Annotated in this window: 14 protein-coding genes and 1 pseudogene; 9 read left to right on the plus strand and 6 right to left on the minus strand. The window is 36.1% G+C overall.

Features of this window, described 5'->3' with window-relative positions; all coding sequences use genetic code 11:
- Positions 1 to 171: 171 nt before the first annotated feature.
- Positions 172 to 381 (plus strand): hypothetical protein, encoded by a 210-nt coding sequence (locus DB891_RS00595; protein WP_116759541.1) that lies wholly within the window; start codon positions 172 to 174, stop codon positions 379 to 381.
- Positions 382 to 416: 35 nt separating this feature from the next.
- Here the strand turns inward: DB891_RS00595 and DB891_RS00600 are convergent, their stop codons facing one another.
- Positions 417 to 1,007: a riboflavin synthase gene (locus tag DB891_RS00600; protein WP_116759543.1), complete on the minus strand. Its 591-nt coding sequence runs from the start codon at positions 1,005 to 1,007 to the stop codon at positions 417 to 419.
- A 58-nt stretch (positions 1,008 to 1,065) separates the two neighbouring features.
- Here DB891_RS00600 and pdxA point away from each other — a divergent pair, with 58 nt between their 5' ends.
- The 6 genes from pdxA to accC all read left to right on the plus strand — a co-directional run bounded on the left by pdxA (position 1,066) and on the right by accC (position 6,097).
- Complete coding sequence (gene pdxA, locus DB891_RS00605) at positions 1,066 to 2,115, plus strand: 4-hydroxythreonine-4-phosphate dehydrogenase PdxA (protein WP_116759544.1); 1,050 nt, start codon at positions 1,066 to 1,068, stop codon at positions 2,113 to 2,115.
- Between the two features lie 84 nt (positions 2,116 to 2,199).
- The gene (locus DB891_RS00610; protein WP_116759546.1) at positions 2,200 to 2,751 is read left to right on the plus strand and encodes a YceD family protein; all 552 of its coding nucleotides are present in this window, start codon (positions 2,200 to 2,202) and stop codon (positions 2,749 to 2,751) included.
- A 9-nt stretch (positions 2,752 to 2,760) separates the two neighbouring features.
- Positions 2,761 to 2,955 (plus strand): 50S ribosomal protein L32, encoded by a 195-nt coding sequence (gene rpmF, locus DB891_RS00615; protein WP_022828950.1) that lies wholly within the window; start codon positions 2,761 to 2,763, stop codon positions 2,953 to 2,955.
- Between the two features lie 174 nt (positions 2,956 to 3,129).
- A complete protein-coding gene (locus tag DB891_RS00620) occupies positions 3,130 to 4,128 on the plus strand; it encodes a beta-ketoacyl-ACP synthase III (protein ID WP_116759548.1) in 999 nt (332 codons plus the stop codon).
- A 22-nt stretch (positions 4,129 to 4,150) separates the two neighbouring features.
- Positions 4,151 to 4,633, plus strand: a complete 483-nt coding sequence (accB, locus tag DB891_RS00625; RefSeq protein ID WP_116759550.1) for an acetyl-CoA carboxylase biotin carboxyl carrier protein — start codon at positions 4,151 to 4,153, stop codon at positions 4,631 to 4,633.
- Between the two features lie 117 nt (positions 4,634 to 4,750).
- Positions 4,751 to 6,097: an acetyl-CoA carboxylase biotin carboxylase subunit gene (accC, locus tag DB891_RS00630; RefSeq protein ID WP_116759552.1), complete on the plus strand. Its 1,347-nt coding sequence runs from the start codon at positions 4,751 to 4,753 to the stop codon at positions 6,095 to 6,097.
- A gap of 455 nt (positions 6,098 to 6,552) precedes the next feature.
- Here accC and DB891_RS00635 read toward each other — a convergent pair whose 3' ends face one another.
- The 4 genes and pseudogenes from DB891_RS00635 to DB891_RS00645 all read right to left on the minus strand — a co-directional run.
- Entirely contained in the window at positions 6,553 to 7,749 is a 1,197-nt protein-coding gene (locus DB891_RS00635) for a C1 family peptidase (protein ID WP_116759554.1), read from the minus strand.
- A gap of 89 nt (positions 7,750 to 7,838) precedes the next feature.
- Complete coding sequence (locus tag DB891_RS00640; RefSeq protein WP_116759556.1) at positions 7,839 to 9,740, minus strand: S9 family peptidase; 1,902 nt, start codon at positions 9,738 to 9,740, stop codon at positions 7,839 to 7,841.
- 142 nt (positions 9,741 to 9,882) lie between these two features.
- On the minus strand, positions 9,883 to 10,881 hold the full coding sequence (locus tag DB891_RS18000; protein ID WP_449404073.1) for a GEVED domain-containing protein: 999 nt from the start codon (positions 10,879 to 10,881) through the stop codon (positions 9,883 to 9,885).
- Between the two features lie 2 nt (positions 10,882 to 10,883).
- Positions 10,884 to 13,848: pseudogene (locus DB891_RS00645) on the minus strand (reprolysin-like metallopeptidase); the annotation flags it as partial.
- 250 nt (positions 13,849 to 14,098) lie between these two features.
- Here DB891_RS00645 and DB891_RS00650 point away from each other — a divergent pair.
- Together DB891_RS00650 and mtgA are read left to right on the plus strand one after the other, a co-directional pair.
- A complete protein-coding gene (locus DB891_RS00650; protein WP_116759558.1) occupies positions 14,099 to 15,211 on the plus strand; it encodes an NAD(P)/FAD-dependent oxidoreductase in 1,113 nt (370 codons plus the stop codon).
- Between the two features lies 1 nt (position 15,212).
- Complete coding sequence (gene mtgA, locus DB891_RS00655) at positions 15,213 to 15,956, plus strand: monofunctional biosynthetic peptidoglycan transglycosylase (RefSeq protein WP_116759560.1); 744 nt, start codon at positions 15,213 to 15,215, stop codon at positions 15,954 to 15,956.
- 56 nt (positions 15,957 to 16,012) lie between these two features.
- On the opposite strand, the gene DB891_RS00660 is transcribed toward mtgA, so the two are convergent.
- Entirely contained in the window at positions 16,013 to 18,220 is a 2,208-nt protein-coding gene (locus DB891_RS00660) for a TonB-dependent receptor (RefSeq protein WP_116759562.1), read from the minus strand.
- Positions 18,221 to 18,378: the final 158 nt, after the last annotated feature.

Genomic DNA, 18,378 nt, shown 5'->3' on the forward strand with positions numbered 1-18,378 from the left:
TTATAAAAATCTATTTTTTAAGTTAAAAACAAAATATAATCCCAACAAGCATTTGCTCTTCAATAATTATATCTTTAACTTTACTAATCAAACTTTAAAAAGTCAGGTGTTTTTAAAACCAAACGATTTTGCTGCCATCAAGTACAATTGATATATAGCTTAAAAAAAACAATGAAGACTAATGCCTCAAATACCACCCTTCACACCCTACTCCTTCTTACAGGGATAAATGTTTATTGTCAAGCCCCTCCCGAACCAGGCGACGAAACACCTCCAGACGGACCAATTAACGAAAATATCAACATGCTACTACTCATCGCCCTATTATTTGGCATATATATTATTTACAAACACGTTCAAAAAAATAAAAAGCCAATTTAAATTGGCTTTTTATCTCTTTTTACATAACTCAATTTTTATCTAGCAGTACCGTACAACCTAGAAACATACTTCCCTATAACATCAAACTCCAAATTTACTTTTGTACCAACCCTAAAATCCCTAAAATTAGTATGCTCATGAGTATAAGGGATTATAGCAACACTAAAATTAGCCACCCCTGAATTCACCACCGTCAAACTCACCCCATTTACCGTAACAGACCCTTTCTCAATAGTAATATTCTGTAAAGCCGAATCATATTCAAAAGTATAAAGCCAACTACCTTTAGTCTCTTCAACAGCTACACAAGTAGCTATTTGATCCACATGTCCCTGCACAATATGACCATCTAAGCGATCTCCCAATTTCATCGCTCTTTCAAGATTTACACTATCTCCAACCTCCCAATAGGAAAGATTCGTCTTTTTAATCGTTTCCCCTATTGCCGTTACCGTATAATGATGATCTGCAATAGCCACGACTGTCAAACATATTCCGTTATGAGCCACACTTTGGTCAATTTTCAGCTCTCCTGTAATTGAAGAATCAATCGTAACGTGAATATTATCTTGCTCTTTTTTAACCTCTTGAACAATACCGAGGGTTTCTATAATTCCTGTAAACATTTCTTGTTTTATTTTACTAAATTTGCACTTCAAAATTAGCAATAAATAACTAGAGAATATTATGAAAAAAGCAGAAAATATAATCGTTGGGATTTCAATAGGAGATTTAAACGGTATTGGAAGCGAAGTAGTTCTTAAAACATTTGAGGATCCTCGCATGTTAGAACTTTGCACCCCAGTTATTTTTGCCAATGTAAAAATACTCTCCTTTATTAGAAAAAATTTCGAGTCTTCGGTAGCACTTCATGGTATCGATAAATTAGACCAAATTGTAATAGGAAAAGTTAACGTATTCAATCTTTGGAAAGAAGGGATAGATTTAAATCCTGGAACAAACGATGAAAAATCAGGCCAATATGCCATAAAATCTTTCGTTGCCGCAACCAAGGCTTTAAAAGAAGGCATTATCGATGTATTGGTAACGGCTCCGATAAACAAATACAACATCCAATCAGATACTTTCAAATTTCCGGGTCATACCGATTATTTAGACCAAGAATTAGAAGGTGATGCATTGATGCTAATGGTTCAAGACAATTTAAGAGTTGGACTATTAACAGATCATATTCCTCTTAACGAAGTAGCATCACACCTAACAGAAGAACTGATTTTCAAAAAAATTGAGACCGTAAAACAATCTTTGATTCAGGATTTCAGCATCAACAAACCCAAAATTGCGGTTTTGGGCTTAAATCCACATTGCGGTGACGGCGGCGTAATTGGCACCGAAGATGAAGTTATTTTAAAACCCGCATTAAAGAAATTATTCGAAAAAGGAACATTAGTTTTTGGCCCATTTGCTGCTGATGGCTTTTTCGGAAGCAATCAATACGAAAAATACGATGCAATTATAGCAACTTATCACGATCAAGGATTAATACCATTCAAAACACTTTCGTTTGGCAATGGAGTAAATTATACTGCTGGTCTAAATAAAATTAGAACTTCACCAGATCATGGAACTGCTTATGATATCGCCGGAAAAAATAAAGCCGACTATAATTCCTTCAAAGAGGCGGTTTATCTTGCAATTGACATCTATAATTCAAGAAATCAATATGCAGAAATAAGCCAAAAGCCCCTAAAAACAAAAGAAAAACAGTTATAAACAAAAAAAGGTGAATAACATTATTAGATTTACAATAATTTTATATCTTTGCACTCCCGAAGTTTAGGGCAAATTGTTGTTGAAATGAGCAAGACTAAAGAATATGTAATTCCTTTCGTAGGATTGAAGCTAGGGAAACATAAATTTGAGTATCAAATAAATAATGCGTTCTTTGAAATCTTTGATTATAATGAATTTCAAAATTCAGACATCAGAGTAAATGTAGTTTTAGAAAAAAAAAGCAGCATGTTAGAGCTAAGTTTCAAACATGTTGGAACTATAAATACCCCGTGCGATCTTACAAATGAAGATTTTGATATGCCTATAAAAGGGAATATGAAACTAATTGTTCGATTTGGTGAGGTTTTCAATAATGACAACGAAGAGTTATTAATTTTACCCTTTGGTGAATTTGAAATAGACATCGCTCAGTACATTTACGAAATGATAGTGCTTTCTATACCACTAAAACGAGTACATCCAGGAATCAAAGATGGAAGTTTGAAAACAGAAGCTTTGACAAAACTGAATGAACTGACAATTAAAGAACAAAAGAAAGAAAAGAAAAAAGAAGAAAAAGAAGAAAATATTGACCCACGATGGGACAAATTAAAGCAACTATTAACGGATAAATAATATAGTAAAATGGCACATCCTAAGAGAAAAATCTCGAAAACTAGAAGAGATAAAAGAAGAACACATTACAAAGCTACCGTAGCTCAAATCGCTACTTGTCCAATCACTGGAGAAGCACATTTATACCACAGAGCTTACTGGCATGAAGGTAAAATGTACTACAGAGGACAAGTTGTTATAGATAAATCTGTAGCTCTTGCATAATACATTTTTCTAAATAATACTAGAACTCTCACCATGTGAGAGTTTTTTTTGTTGTTTATAATTTACCGTAAATTAAGAAACACTAACACAAGTAGTTTAGTTTTTTTATTGTAATTTTAAAGTCTTTTAAAAATTTTTCAAATGGCAACATTTGATAATAAATAATCGCATTCAATGAGTACAATTACAGCCGCAATTACCGCAGTTGGAGGTTATGTTCCAGACTTTGTTCTTTCGAATAAAGTACTGGAAACCATGGTCGACACTAATGACGAATGGATAACTTCTCGCACAGGAATTAAAGAAAGAAGAATCCTTAAAGATATAGACAAGGGAACTTCATTTCTAGCTATAAAAGCCGCACAAGATTTAATATCCAAAGCGAATATTGATCCCCTAGAAATAGATATGATAATCATGGCAACTGCAACAGCAGATATGCCAGTAGCCTCCACAGGTGTTTATGTAGCTACCGAAATAGGTGCTACCAATGCTTTTGCTTATGATTTGCAAGCCGCTTGTTCTAGCTTTTTATACGGAATGTCAACCGCTGCTGCCTATATTCAGTCTGGAAGATACAAAAAAGTATTACTTATTGGAGCCGATAAAATGTCTTCAATAGTCGATTACAAGGATCGTTCTACCTGTATTATTTTTGGTGATGGTGCCGGTGCCGTATTATTTGAACCTAATTACGAAGGTTACGGGTTACAAGATGAATACTTACGTAGTGATGGTGTTGGTCGTGATTTCTTAAAAATCTCCGCAGGAGGATCTATCCTTCCTACTTCTCTTGAAACGGTAAACAACAATCTGCACAATATCGTTCAAGATGGTAAAACCGTTTTTAAATACGCAGTTACCAACATGGCCGATGCGAGTGAATTAATTCTAAAAAGAAATAATTTAACCAATGACGATGTAAACTGGTTGGTTCCACATCAAGCAAACAAACGTATTATAGATGCTACTGCCCACAGAATGAATCTGGAAGACGATAAAGTATTGATGAATATTGAAAAATACGGAAACACCACATCAGCTACTTTACCTTTAGTGCTATACGATTTTGAGCATTTATTCAAAAAAGGAGACACTATCATTTTTGCCGCTTTTGGCGGTGGTTTTACTTGGGGATCCATTTACCTAACATGGGCTTACGATAAAAAATAATTTAAACTAAAAAAAAATAATTATGGATTTAAAAGAAATTCAAAATCTAATCAAATTTGTAGCAAATTCAGGTGTTGCAGAAGTAAAATTAGAAATGGATGATGTTAAAATCACCATCAGAACAACTTTAGAAGGAAGCACAGAGACTACTTATGTACAACATATGCCTGCTCAAGGCGCTCTTCAACAAGCCGTAGCTCCTCAACAAATTGCGCCAGTTGCAGTTGCAGCTCCAGAAACACCTGCTGTTGCAGAAAACGCACACTACATCACCATAAAATCACCAATCATTGGTACTTTTTACAGAAAACCATCTCCAGACAAACCTATGTTTGTAGAAGTAGGTAGCACTATCGCAAAAGGAGATGTACTTTGCGTTATTGAAGCGATGAAGTTATTCAACGAAATTGAATCTGAAATATCTGGTAAAATTGTAAAAATATTAGTAGACGACATGTCTCCTGTAGAATTTGACCAACCTTTATTCTTAGTAGATCCGTCTTAATTTTAGATCTTAGATTTTAGATTTCAGGGTTTAGATTTCAGATTTTATCAAAAATCATTTGTCTATCATCCATTTGTCTAACTATCTAAATTGTCTAATTATCTAATTTTAAAAAATATGTTTAAAAAAATACTAATAGCCAATAGAGGGGAAATAGCACTTCGTGTTATTCGAACATGTAAAGAAATGGGGATCAAAACAGTAGCTGTTTATTCTACTGCTGATGCCGAAAGTTTACATGTGAAATTTGCAGATGAAGCCGTTTGTATTGGACCACCTCCTAGTAACTTATCTTATTTAAAGATGTCCAATATTATTGCTGCTGCCGAAATTACAAATGCAGATGCAATTCATCCTGGATACGGGTTCTTGTCTGAAAATGCGAAATTTTCTAAAATTTGCCAAGAGCACAACATAAAATTCATAGGTGCATCCCCAGAAATGATTGACAGAATGGGTGATAAAGCTTCTGCAAAATCAACTATGATTGAAGCTGGTGTTCCTTGCGTTCCTGGTTCAGTTGGGATTTTAGAATCCTTTGAACAAGCTGCAGAATTAGCCAATAAATTCGGATATCCTGTCATGCTGAAAGCAACTGCCGGAGGTGGAGGAAAAGGAATGAGAGCTGTTTGGGCTGCCGAAGATTTATTAAAAGCTTGGGAAGGAGCTCGTCAAGAATCTGCTGCCGCTTTTGGAAATGACGGAATGTATCTTGAAAAACTAATCGAAGAACCTCGTCATATCGAAATTCAAGTTGTTGGTGATTCTTACGGTAAAGCATGCCATCTTTCAGAAAGAGACTGTTCAGTTCAACGTCGTCATCAAAAATTGACCGAAGAAACTCCTTCGCCTTTTATGACAGAAGAATTGCGTACTAAAATGGGGGAAGCAGCCGTAAAAGCTGCTGAATACATTAAATACGAAGGTGCAGGAACTGTTGAGTTTTTGGTTGACAAACACAGAAACTTTTACTTCATGGAAATGAATACTCGTATCCAAGTAGAACACCCTATCACAGAACAAGTTGTTGATTACGACTTAATTCGTGAACAAATCCTTGTAGCAGCTGGCGTTCCAATTTCTGGAAGAAACTATTTGCCACAATTACACGCTATTGAATGTCGTATTAATGCTGAAGATCCTTACAATGACTTTAGACCTTCACCAGGAAAAATTACTACACTTCATATGCCAGGTGGTCACGGTGTACGTCTAGACACACATGTGTACTCAGGCTATACGATTCCGCCAAATTACGATTCAATGATTGCAAAATTAATTACTACAGCCCAAACTCGTGAAGAAGCTATTAGTAAAATGAGAAGAGCATTAGATGAATTTGTTATTGAAGGTATCAAAACAACCATTCCGTTTCACAGACAATTGATGGATGACCCTAGATATATCTTAGGTGATTATACCACCGCTTTTATGGATACTTTTAAAATGAATGATCCTGAATAAATCAAATGAAAAATCCCATTCTGAACTGAATGGGATTTTTTTTGTCCCATATAAAGCGGTTGCACTTCATAAAAGCAATTCATTTTCAAAAGCCATTTAGACGTGCCACAAACCCGTATATGAATTGCCTGTAGCTTTAGCTGGAGGATAAAAGATTGTATTCTCAAATTGGCTTTAGCCAAATAATACAGAGATTTTGGCTAAAGCCATTCCATACTACATACAATTTCATTCCTCCAGTTAAAAAGTTAAGCTTTATTGTTTCTCGCAAAGACGCGGAGGCGCAAAGTTCAGAACTGTTTACCTTGTGCCTTCGCGTCTTTGCGAGAACTAGATTTAGGAAAAGCATAGCAAGAAATCCTTAATGACATTGAGCTTTAGCCGGAGGCAATTCAAAACAAAAAAGCCTGCCTTGAATCAACAAGGCAGGCTTTTATAATTGAAAGAGACAATAATTACGCTCCTATTTTCTTAGCAATATCAGCAGGAATTCCCCCTTTATTAACCATTAAAGAAGTTGTTTTGTATTTTACGAAATTCTTACTCACATACAAATATCCTTTATAGTCATTTGTAGCTCCCCAAGAATTCTTCACAATATAATATTCTTTACCCATTTGATCTTTGGCAATTCCAACAATATGCATAGCATGATCATCTGTAGTTTGGTAATTATCGAATGCTTTTTGACGAATTTCTTCGGTGATTTCCAATTCTTGTTTTGGACCGTTGAACATATTTTCTTTTTCTTCGGCGTTCATGTCATCAAACTTTTTTGTTGGCACATAAGCAACTCCATTTTTCCAGCTAAAACTTTTCTCACTCACATCCGATGCCCAAGCAACCGTATATCCGTTTTTTAAGGCATTATCAATGATTGTTGTCATATCATTCATTTTTACATTATAAACCAAATCAAAAGACCAGTTGTCCGGAACCATCATCATAGTTTTCTCATAGTAAGGTGCATTAGAATAAGAGGCAAACTCAACATACTCATCAGGATTAATTCCTACCACTTCTTTAGCAAAAGTTTTAGGAGTATAACTTTTCCCTTTATATGTAAAATTTTCCGGAACTTGACCCAAATACGAATCAATAACAGCAGCATACGCTTTTTCCCAATTTGGAGTTAATTCTCCATTTGGATTCTTCACAATCGCAGCCAACATAGCTTCCGTCAAAGCGGCCATTTCTGCAAACTTATTTTTGGATGTACCATAATTCAATCCCGTATAAACCTCTTGAGGAACGGCTCCATATTTTTTATACATATTAGTAACATCATGCAGTTCTCCACCATCACCAAGTGTTACGGCACCATGCATACGTACATAGTTTTTCCCTTTTTCAACATAGGCATTTCTAGCAGAGAAAACTTGAGATAATTCAACGGGTTGTTTTCCCATTCTAACCATTTCAGATTCTAGAAATGAATTGGTAGAATAACTCCAACAAGTTCCCGAAGACCCTTGATTTTTTACAGAAGTGTTAGCCAAGTTGATTACATCTGTAAACTTAAAGCTTTCTGCGCTTTTTTCACTAGCGTTTACTTTTAATGAATTGACTAATCCGTCTTGGGCTGTCATTGTATTTACACCAACAACTAAAGCTGTTGCAATAAAAAGGGATTTAATTGGAAATTTGTACATCTTTAAATATATTTTTGGTTTTTACAATAAGTAACAAAAAAAACAATTTTGTTACATTATGGTTGCTAAATTATTAACAAATTGATGTTTTACAACGTTTCTTTCAACCATTTGTAAAATTCTTTTTGCCAAACTTGTGCATTTTGAGGTTTTAACACCCAGTGGTTCTCTTCTGGAAAATACAAAAATCTACTTTTTATTCCACGAAGTTGCGCTGCTTGAAAAGCTTCTTGTGATTGACCAATAGCCACTCTAAAATCATTTCCACCTTGTATAATCAATATTGGAGTATTCCAATTCTGTACATAATTTATAGGATTGAAAGTCGTATATGTTTTTTGGGCAGCTGCATTATCTTTCTCCCAATAAGCACCACCAAAATCCCAATTATTGAAGAAAACTTCTTCTGTGGTTCCAAACATACTTTGAGTATTAAAAACCCCATCATGTGCAATGAATGATTTAAACCTATTATTATGAATACCCGCTAAATAAAACACGGAATATCCACCATAACTGGCACCAACACAACCTAAACGTGAAGCATCTACATATTTTTCCTTTGCCACATCATCAATAGCCGAAAGGTAGTCGTTCATCACTTGTCCTCCCCAATCTTTACTGATTTGCTCATTCCATTCTACACCATGACCTTGCATTCCACGACGGTTTGGCGCTACTACAACATAACCGTTTGCAGCCATTAATGAAAAATTCCAACGGAAAGAATACGATTGTGTCAAAGGGGATTGTGGTCCACCTTGGCAAAATAACAGGGTTGGGTATTTTTTGGTTGTATCAAAATTAGGAGGTAATATTACCCAAACCAACATTTTTTTACCATCCGTAGTCGTTACATAACGTCTTTCTGTTTTGCTTAAAGCTAATGTTGCATACGTTGCAGTATTTACATTAGTTAATTGTTTCCAAGTGTTTTTCTTTACATTATAAGAAAAAATCTCAGCAGCATGATTCATATCGGTTCTGGTTACAATAAAGTCATCTCCAGAAAAACCAACCAAATCATGTACATCAAAATCACCTTTTGTAATTTGTCTTACACTAATCGCAATTTTTGTTAAACCTGGAAAGTTAACCTCAAATAGTTGTAATGTCCCATCAATTGGAGCTATAAAATAAATCTTTTTCCCGTCATTACTCCATTTGAAGCTACTCACTGTTCCGTCCCAATTGGCCGTAAGATTCATTTTCAAACCTTTGAAACTAACTATTAAATCGTTTTTGTCGGCCTCATAACCATCGCGTTTCATTTGCAACCATGTCAAATCACCAGAAGGCGAAAACTGAGGCGCAGTGTCATATCCTAGATTCCCTTCGGTTCTATTGATGGTTTTTCCGGTTTCAAGATTGTATTCATAAATGTTGGTGTCGGTAGAAATAGCATATTGAGTCCCTGCTTTTTTCTTGCATACATACAGAATACTTTTACCTTCTGGAGACCAAATATAATCTTCGTCTCCTCCAAAAGGTTTTTGGGGACTGTCGAAGTTTTCCCCTTTTAGAATATCTATTCCAACGGATCCCTCTTTATTTTCTTTATAAAAAACGTGATTGAACTTCCCCTCGTTCCAGGTATCCCAATGGCGATAATCTAACCCGTTATAGATTTGAACATTTGATTTCTCCAATTCTGGATAGAAATCTTTACCATGTACATTGTCAATTTTCACCTCTTCATTGTAAACTATATATTTCCCGTCTGAAGAAATATTTTTATCATTTATCAGAGTTTTATAATCCGAGATTTCAGTTGCTTTTCCACCATTTACAGGAATTGAAAAATACTTCGAATCCGATTTATTTTCGGCAACCGAGGGAGTCGAAACTTTGTAAATAATATTTTTTTTGTCTTTTGAAATGCCCAAAGGTGTTACTCTTCCCAATTTCCATAGCAATTCTGGTGTCATTACATTTTGCGCCATTGCGTTTAAACTCATCATTATCAGTGTTAAAAACAGTATTTTTTTCATATAAATAATTGATTTTATTTGGTTTTAAAAGTAATGATTTTAGACCAAAAAAAAACTACCTCGATTGAGATAGTTTTTAGTTTTAATTTTTCCTAACCTCACCCTTATCCAGAATGAGGAAGGAATAATAGATTCTTATTTATTATTTTTTAATAAAGCGTTTTATCGAAGTTGTTTCTTTATCAGTAATTTCTAAAATATAGCTACCTGCATTAATGTTAGAAACATTAATTGAACCATCTGATAATTTGCCATTTACAACCACTTGACCCAATAGATTATATACTCTAAATGTAGCGTTTTCAGATACTGAAGTTACATTTAAGATTGAAGATGTTGGGTTAGGATATAATTTAATATCTGTTATACTATTTCTAGATGTTTCAGTTCTAGATGTTTCAGATTCTTTAGCTCCAGAAGCAATGTTCACAGTATAATCTTCTACTTGACCATAAGAGAAAGCTTCACAAGCAGTAGGAACTCCATTATATTTCATAGAAACTCTCATTCTTGTTGTCCCTAAAGTAGCTGTAGCAGGAATAGTAAATGTCCCAGAAACAGGTGTTGTTGTAGAAGCAGCTTTTGTCCAAACTGTTTCGCCTGCATCTGCAAAATCACCATCTTGATTGTAATCAATCCAAACAGCATAGCCTTCGCTGTAAGCAGTGCTGGTCCATGCTGGTGTAACTGTAATAGTGTTCGCAGTTCCAAGCGTTAGATTCGTTGAAACACTTGTAAAATCTGTATAACCAGTTCCTCCAGTTGAAGTATTCACTATTGTTCCTAGTTGAACTTTACCTATTTTCTCATCAGCAACACTGTTACCTTGAGAAGTACAATAAGTCACCGAAGAACCTAAAGTTGTAACATTAACAACATTACTTGAAGCAGAAATATTTCCGGCAGCATCTTTTGCTTTAACAGAGAAAGTATAAGCCGTTGCAGCTGTCAATCCAGTCACAGAATAGGTTGTAGTAGTTACAGTTGCTTTCAAAGTAGCACCTTGATAAACATCATAACCTGTTACCCCAACATTATCCGTAGAAGCTGTCCAAGACAAATTAGTTGTAGTTTGAGCAGTTCCAGATGCTGTTAAGGCGGCTGGAGCGGTTGGAGCTTGAGTATCTGCAGCTCCCCCAATAAGATTTACCGTGTAATCTTCTACTTGACCATAAGAAAAAGCTTCGCAAGAAGTTGGAACTCCATTGTATTTCATGGAAACTCTCATTCTTGTTGTACCTAAAGTAGCTGTAGCAGGAATTGTGAATGAACCACTTACAGGAGTTGTAGTAGAGGCCGCATTTGTCCAAACTTGCTCTCCAGCATCAGCAAAATCACCATCGGCATTATAATCAATCCAAACAGCATAGCCTTCTGGATAAGAAGTACCTGTCCATGTTGGAGTAATAGTAATGGTGTTAGCTGTTCCTAGAGTTGCATTTGTTGAAATGGCTGTGAAGTCAGTATAACCAGTTCCTCCTGTTGAAGCATTATTGATCGTTCCAAATTGAACTCTTCCAATTAATTCATCTGCTGCTGAATTTCCTTGAGAAGCACAATAAGTTAGCGTTACGGCTGAAGTAGTCACATTTGCAACATTGCTTGCAACAGAAATATTTCCGGCAGCATCTTTTGCTTTTACTGAAAAAGTATAAGCCGTTGAAGCTGTTAATCCAGTTACAGCATAAGTTGTTCCAGTAACAGTTGCTGTCAAAGTAGCACCTTGATAAACATCATAACCAGTTACACCAATATTATCCGTAGAGGCAGTCCACGATAAATTTGTAGTTGTAGCACTAGTCCCAGAAGCTGCTAAAGCCGTAGGTGCAGTAGGTACTGTTGTATCAACAACTGGTGCTAGCGTAGTAACATTTACTACATTACTTGAAGCAGAAATATTCCCGGCTGCGTCTTTTGCTTTTACAGAGAAAGAATAAGCTGTTGAAGCGGTTAATCCAGTTACATTATAAGTAGTACCTGTTACTGTACCTAATAAAGTTGCTCCTTGATAAACATCATATCCAGTCACAGCAACATTGTCTGTAGAAGCAGTCCAAGACAAATTAGTTGTCGTTTGAGTCGTTCCAGAAGCAGCTAAAGCTGATGGAGCTGATGGTGCAACTGTGTCTGTAGAGCCTGCTGTAATTGTAAAGTTAGCGTTTGAAACATCAAAAAAGATATGATTTGTTCCTTTAATCATAATTCTGTTTTGCGTTCCAGCAGTATTAGGAATAGTAATTGCTTGTGTTCCGTCGTTTGGAGTTGCAGCCAATAATGTAGTTGGGAATGTCAAACCACCATCGGTAGATAATAGAACATCAACATTGGCACAATTTACACCATTTGCAGTTGTTCCTGCAACAGCCCAAGTTACAGTTTGTGAACTTCCGCCAACATAAGAAACGGCAGTATTTGGTGAACTAACGGCGAATGGTCCAGCAGTAGCATTTACCGTAACTATCACATCATCACTATTGTTTGCAGGCCCGCCAGCGTGATTATCACGAACGGTAACTCTAAAGTTTAATGTTCTGGCAACTGAAGATAACGCCTCTACCGTAAGTTCTGTTCCTGCCGTCGTTGTTGCACCAGTTAATACGGAAACCATTTGAGGAAAATATCTTGTAGGTGAAGTCGAAGAATTATAAGATCTAAAATTCACTCCAGTAGTTTTTGTTGCGCTTGGTGCGGCTGACGTAGTTTGAGAGTCCATTTGCTCCCAATTGTAAGTAAGAACATCTCCATTAGCATCGGTTCCAGCTCCTGTTAGCATAAAAGGAGTGCTTTTTGGGATTGTGTAATCCAAACCTGCACTTGCAGTTGGAACTGCGTTTCCTGTTGTAATGTTAACAGAACACGTTTTCGCTTTAATATTATTGGTTATTTGTTGAATGGTTACAGCGTGAAAAAAAGCGTCAGAATGCGGTTGAACATCAACAGATGTTATGCCTGCATATCCCATGATAGTTGAGCCACTTCCAGGTTCCATTTGAACGCCGGTTCCTTCATTACTATGAGTAAAAGTATGGTTTCCGCCAAACTGATGACCCATTTCGTGAGCCACATAATCAATGTCAAAATTGTCTCCTTGAGGAATCCCATCATTTGGAGAAGTATATCCACTTCCTTTATTTTTATCAGTCGTACTTGAAGTGTCATCAACACAAACACAGCCGATACAACCTGCGTTTCCACCACCACCAGAAGCACCAAATAAATGCCCAATATCATAAGCGGCATTGCCTATAACGGAAGTTAATGTGTTTTGTAATTCTGTGTTCCAAGCACCGCCGGAACCGGTTGACGCAACTGAATAGGGATCAGTTGATGCATTGGTGTAAATTACCAGGTCAGTATTGGCAATAAGATTCATGTGAACACCACAATCAGTTTCAAAAACACCATTCACACGTGTCATTGTATTGTTTATTGCTGCCACAGCCAGTGCTTTTGTTCCTCCAAAATAGGTGGTGTATTCACCGGTAACAGACATGGCCAAACGGAAAGTTCTTAGCTTACCATCGTCGGCATTGGGTCTGTTCGTGAGTCTGCTGGTTTTTAAATCTGTTTTTGCTGTTTCAATCAATCGACACTCAAATTTATTTAATGAAGCGGCTTTGTCTGTTTTTCTGTAGACAGAATAAGTGGACAAGTCGGTTGTGTAAGGCTCGATAAAAACAGCTGATTTATCTGCATTGATGGTCATAGTTTGCAAACCTAGTGGCGAAACACTGAAATAGATTGTGGATGATCTGTTTTCTATTCCTTGTCCAACATATGATTTAATTTCTGGATATTTAGCCGCCAAAGCCGGATCCATGTTAGACATTTCATAAATTCTAAAATTATCTAAACCTCCATCAGCATTAGGGAATGCTACGACTGTACTAGATTTTTTTGAAACATCTCCTCTTTTTGATGCATTTGCCAATGCCTTTTTCAGTTCAATGACATCCAATGCGTATAGTTTTGGACTTTTTAGTTCTAATTTGTTTCGAGAAACGGCCGAACTGTTTTTTACCGTTGTCGCTTTCCATAAGGCCCCACCTTGGGCAAAGGAAAAACTCGTCATGGCAATTAATGCCATTGAAAGTAGGTTTTTTTTCATAATTGGTTTGGTTATTTGGTTAATTATTTAACAGCCAAATATATAACTAATTCCATACTTTAGTTAATAATATAACAAATTAATCTTAATTTGTGTTAAATTATAGTTACGGTTAAGTTCGCAAGGATGAATTTCACAAGGGTTATTTATCAATTAAACATTAATTCATATCTTATTAAATTCATATTAAAAAATTTGTGTTATTGGATATAGCATCAAAAAAATATTAATTTTATAAAAAATTTATCTGATGCAACTAAGTTATTGGGAATTAAAAAACTGGTTTACAAATGTAGACTACACCATAGTGGGAAGCGGAATTGTAGGCTTGCATGCAGCGCTACGGTTACGGGAAAAATTTCCTGAGAAAAAAATTCTAATCTTAGAGAGAGGAATGCTACCTCATGGAGCCAGTACAAAAAATGCCGGTTTTGCCTGCTTTGGAAGCCTTTCTGAAATCATTGATGATTTAAAATCACATACCGAGGAAGAAGTTATCCAACTTATCCAAAAAAGATGGAACGGCTTACAATTATTAAGGAAACGTCTTGGAGATACCACAATTGATTTTAAACCCTTTGGCGGTTACGAGCTGTTTTTAAGGGACGATGAAAGCAGTTATGCCGAATGTTCGAACAAATTATCTTTTGTGAACGAAATCTTAAAACCACTTTTTAAAGCCGAAGTATTTGCCAAAGAAGTGGATCGTTTTGGCTTTAGAGGCATTCACGAATATTTAATTTTCAATCCATTTGAAGCTCAAATTGACACTGGAAATATGATGCAAGCCTTATTAAAACAAGCCATTGCCAAAGATATTTTAATTCTGAATCAACAAACCGTCACTTCCTTTTTGGATAACCAAAACACTGTTGAAGTAGCGTTGGGAGATTTTAGTTTTACTACTAAAAAATTGTTGTTTGCCACCAATGGTTTTGCCAATGAACTAACCAAAGGTGCCGTAAAACCAGCAAGAGCTCAAGTTTTAATCACTGAACCCATCCCTAATTTAGACATCAAGGGCACGTTTCATTTAGACAAAGGCTATTATTATTTTAGAAATATTGGAGATCGCATATTACTTGGCGGAGGCCGAAATCTAGATTTTGAAACGGAAACTACAACCGAATTTGGTCAAACAGAAATTATACAAAAAAGATTGGAAGACTTACTAAAAGAAGTAATTTTACCAAATCATGATGTCAAAATCGACCATCGTTGGAGTGGGATTATGGGCATTGGGAACAGCAAAAAACCAATAGTAACGCAACTGTCTGAGAACGTTTACTGTGGCGTTCGACTAGGCGGAATGGGCGTGGCAATAGGCAGTTTAATCGGAACCGAATTAGCAGATTTAGTATAAAATGGCAACCAGAATAACCCCAAAAAAGACAACAAAAAAACCAGTCAAAAAAGACTCAGGGAGCTTCATGTCCAAAGTAAAATGGTTTCTACTGAAAGCCTTGATGTGGTTTTTTGGGATTTCATTGTTTTTTGTAGTGCTTTTTAAATTCGTACCCGTACCATTTACCCCTTTAATGGTAATGCGTTATTTTGAAAACAAAGCTGCCGGAAAAGAAAACTATTACAGTCATAATTGGGAACCCATCGAGAAAATTTCCATGAATTTGCAAAAAGCAGTGATAGCCAGTGAAGACGGAACTTTCCTGACCCACAATGGTTTTGACTTTATCGCCATGCAAAAAGCCTACAAAAGCAATGAAAGAGGTCGGAAGATAAAAGGAGGAAGTACCATATCCCAACAAACCGCCAAAAATGTTTTTCTTTGGCAAGGCCGAAGTTACGTTCGAAAAGGTCTGGAAGCTTATTTTACGGTTTTAATAGAACTTGTTTGGGGCAAAAAACGGATTATGGAAGTCTACCTCAACAGTATCGAAATGGGTGACGGAGTATATGGAGCTTATGCGGCAACAGAACATTGGTATAGAAAAGATGCGTCAAGCCTAACAATGACCCAAGCTGCCGGTATCGCCGCTATATTACCCAATCCCAGAAAATATAAGGCCACGAGTTCTTCATCCTATATCAACAATAGGAAAACTAAAATTGTTCGGATAATGAGGCATATCGGAAAAATTGAATATTAAAATAAAACCCCAATAACTGATTGTTATTGGGGTTTTATTTTTCGATAAACTTCTCTTTAGAATTTAAACGCTACTCCAAAAACAAAATTGACTCCTAGATTGGGTATTCCATCACTTGCCAAGCGAGACAAATGAGGAATATACCTTTTGTTCAATAAATTATTCCCATTCAAGTTTAGGTCGAAAGCAGTTTTACCTAGTTTTACTTTACCTCCAAAACCCATATTCAACAACGTATAACCATCCGAGGAAATATCATATCCGCTTACTTTATCTTGGCTAAAAGTAGTAGAAATGTTCAAAGTAGTAAATCCTTCTTGAAGCCATTTTCCAATTACAAAATCGGCTTTTATGGTGTTGTCCCAATTGTTCGCCGGAATTTGAGGCAAATACCCTCCATCTTGCAATTTACCGGTAACGGTTTCAAAACTCGTTTCAAAATGCAACCAGTCTAAAGGATGCGGGTGAATGTGCAAAGCGACTTCTCCTCCATACAAATTGGCATTGTTTTGAATGTAATCATATACCTGAAATCCATCATTTTCTACACCAGATGGTGACGAATAAATGTAATCGTTAATATGATTATAAAATCCACTCACACTAAACTCAAAATGAGTGCTTTTATATTCCAAATCCAAATCGGTTTGCAAATTTTGTTCGGTGTTTAAATTAGGATTCCCAACTTCATAACGAAAAGTGCCTTCATGAACCCCATTCGAAGACAACTCAGCCAAATTTGGCGCTCTAAAACCTGTAGCTGCATTCAATCGAAAAGTCAAATCCTTTGCGAAATTGGTTTTGTACCCCAAAGAGGCATTGAAACTATCATATTTTTTGTCGAGTGCTTCAAAATATCCTTCTTCACCAACGATTCCATTCTCTTCAGAAACTAAGTGTCTGTAGTCAAAGCGAAATCCTGCTTGCAATGAATTAGAACCCCAGTCATAAATCCCAGTTCCAAAAACGCCAAAATCATTTGTTGTTGCATTTGGAATTAAAAACTCGTCGGCTCGGTTTTCATTTTCCTGAGACATTCCTTGAACACCAACAATCGTTTCTACTTTACCAAACTTTGGCAAATAGTATTTGACATTATAATCAAATGTATTTAAAATCATGTGCAAAACCGCAACATCACTATCTTCATACTCACTACGGTCATTTTGGATATAGCCTAAATTCACATCCAATTTTGAATCGCTAAAAAACAGTGTATTATTCAAAGAGAGTAAATTATTGAAAACGCCTTGTTTGGGATAAGTCGTCTTTTTGGATGTAGTTTGATCTGCAACACCTCCCTCTGGAATCCCTAAATCCAAATTGTTGTAGTTGTATCTCAAAACACTCGAAAACTTAGCATTGCTATACCCAATTCCAGCTTTGAAATCCATTTCCTGAAAACGCGTATTGGTCACACGGTCTCCATTTGGAATTTTATAATCGGATTGGGTGTTGTAAGCACCACGGATCAAATATTTCCAATTATCGGTAGATATTCTCAATCCCAAAGTAGTGCTACTTCCAAGCGTATTCGAAAATAATCGTTGCCCAAAATCCCCTTGAAAAGTATTTGCCAAAGCAAATTTTTCAGGATTAAAAAATAAAACTCCTCCCAATGCATCAGAACCATAAAGCAAAGAAGCGGGGCCTTTTATCACCTCGACACTCTCTACACCTGCATCGTTTAACCCTAAACCGTGTTCACCCCCAAACTGTTGGTTCTCTAATCGAATTCCTTGGGTGTAAACCAAAACTCTGTTTCCACTCAATCCTCGGATTACTGGTTTCCCTATTGAAGTTCCCGTAGAAACTTGAGAAACTCCCGGAATGGTGGCCAATCCTTCTATCAAAGTAGCATTCCCTTTTTCTTGCATCGATTTGATACTTTCGCGATCTACTTTCATCACATTTTGGGATTGCAATTTGGAGAAAGGAGTAGACACAATAACCTCATCCATTTGAAAAGCCAATTCATCCAGAATAACATCTAATGTCTGTGTATCTTGAATTTTTTCAATCTTTTTATTTTGAGTCGCAAACCCTATGAATGAAAACACAAGCGTTAAATTCCCATTTGGAAGTGCTGTCAAGGTATAAATACCGTTGTTATCTGTCTTTATTGATTTATGCAATTCAGATGCATCGACGGTAACTCCTGACAAAGGATTGTTTTTGGAATCGGTTACTTTTCCCGTTATCGAATTTTGTGCCTGTAAAAAAGTGGTGAGACCCAGCAATAGAGCCAATATATATCGTTTCATATATGAATAATTGTATTGTTCCCAATCAATGTACTTAATAAAAAAGCGGCAAATGATTTGGAAATGTTTTTGTGAATACTAAAATTACCGACAAAATCTCTTAATAAAATTGTCCGCAGATGAGCTTATTTTAAAACTAAATAATCCAATAAACTAGA

Origin of the sequence: Flavobacterium laiguense (assembly GCF_003097655.1) — a bacterium.
GTDB classification, from domain to species: domain Bacteria; phylum Bacteroidota; class Bacteroidia; order Flavobacteriales; family Flavobacteriaceae; genus Flavobacterium; species Flavobacterium laiguense.

Coding starts and splice junctions, on each gene's coding strand:
- DB891_RS00595 (WP_116759541.1), top strand. CDS start 172: ATGAAGACTAATGCCTCAAATACCACCCTTCACACCCTACTCCTTCTT.
- DB891_RS00600 (WP_116759543.1), bottom strand. CDS start 1,007: ATGTTTACAGGAATTATAGAAACCCTCGGTATTGTTCAAGAGGTTAAA.
- DB891_RS00610 (WP_116759546.1), top strand. CDS start 2,200: ATGAGCAAGACTAAAGAATATGTAATTCCTTTCGTAGGATTGAAGCTA.
- rpmF (WP_022828950.1), top strand. CDS start 2,761: ATGGCACATCCTAAGAGAAAAATCTCGAAAACTAGAAGAGATAAAAGA.
- DB891_RS00620 (WP_116759548.1), top strand. CDS start 3,130: ATGAGTACAATTACAGCCGCAATTACCGCAGTTGGAGGTTATGTTCCA.
- accB (WP_116759550.1), top strand. CDS start 4,151: ATGGATTTAAAAGAAATTCAAAATCTAATCAAATTTGTAGCAAATTCA.
- accC (WP_116759552.1), top strand. CDS start 4,751: ATGTTTAAAAAAATACTAATAGCCAATAGAGGGGAAATAGCACTTCGT.
- DB891_RS00635 (WP_116759554.1), bottom strand. CDS start 7,749: ATGTACAAATTTCCAATTAAATCCCTTTTTATTGCAACAGCTTTAGTT.
- DB891_RS00640 (WP_116759556.1), bottom strand. CDS start 9,740: ATGAAAAAAATACTGTTTTTAACACTGATAATGATGAGTTTAAACGCA.
- DB891_RS00650 (WP_116759558.1), top strand. CDS start 14,099: ATGCAACTAAGTTATTGGGAATTAAAAAACTGGTTTACAAATGTAGAC.
- mtgA (WP_116759560.1), top strand. CDS start 15,213: ATGGCAACCAGAATAACCCCAAAAAAGACAACAAAAAAACCAGTCAAA.
- DB891_RS00660 (WP_116759562.1), bottom strand. CDS start 18,220: ATGAAACGATATATATTGGCTCTATTGCTGGGTCTCACCACTTTTTTA.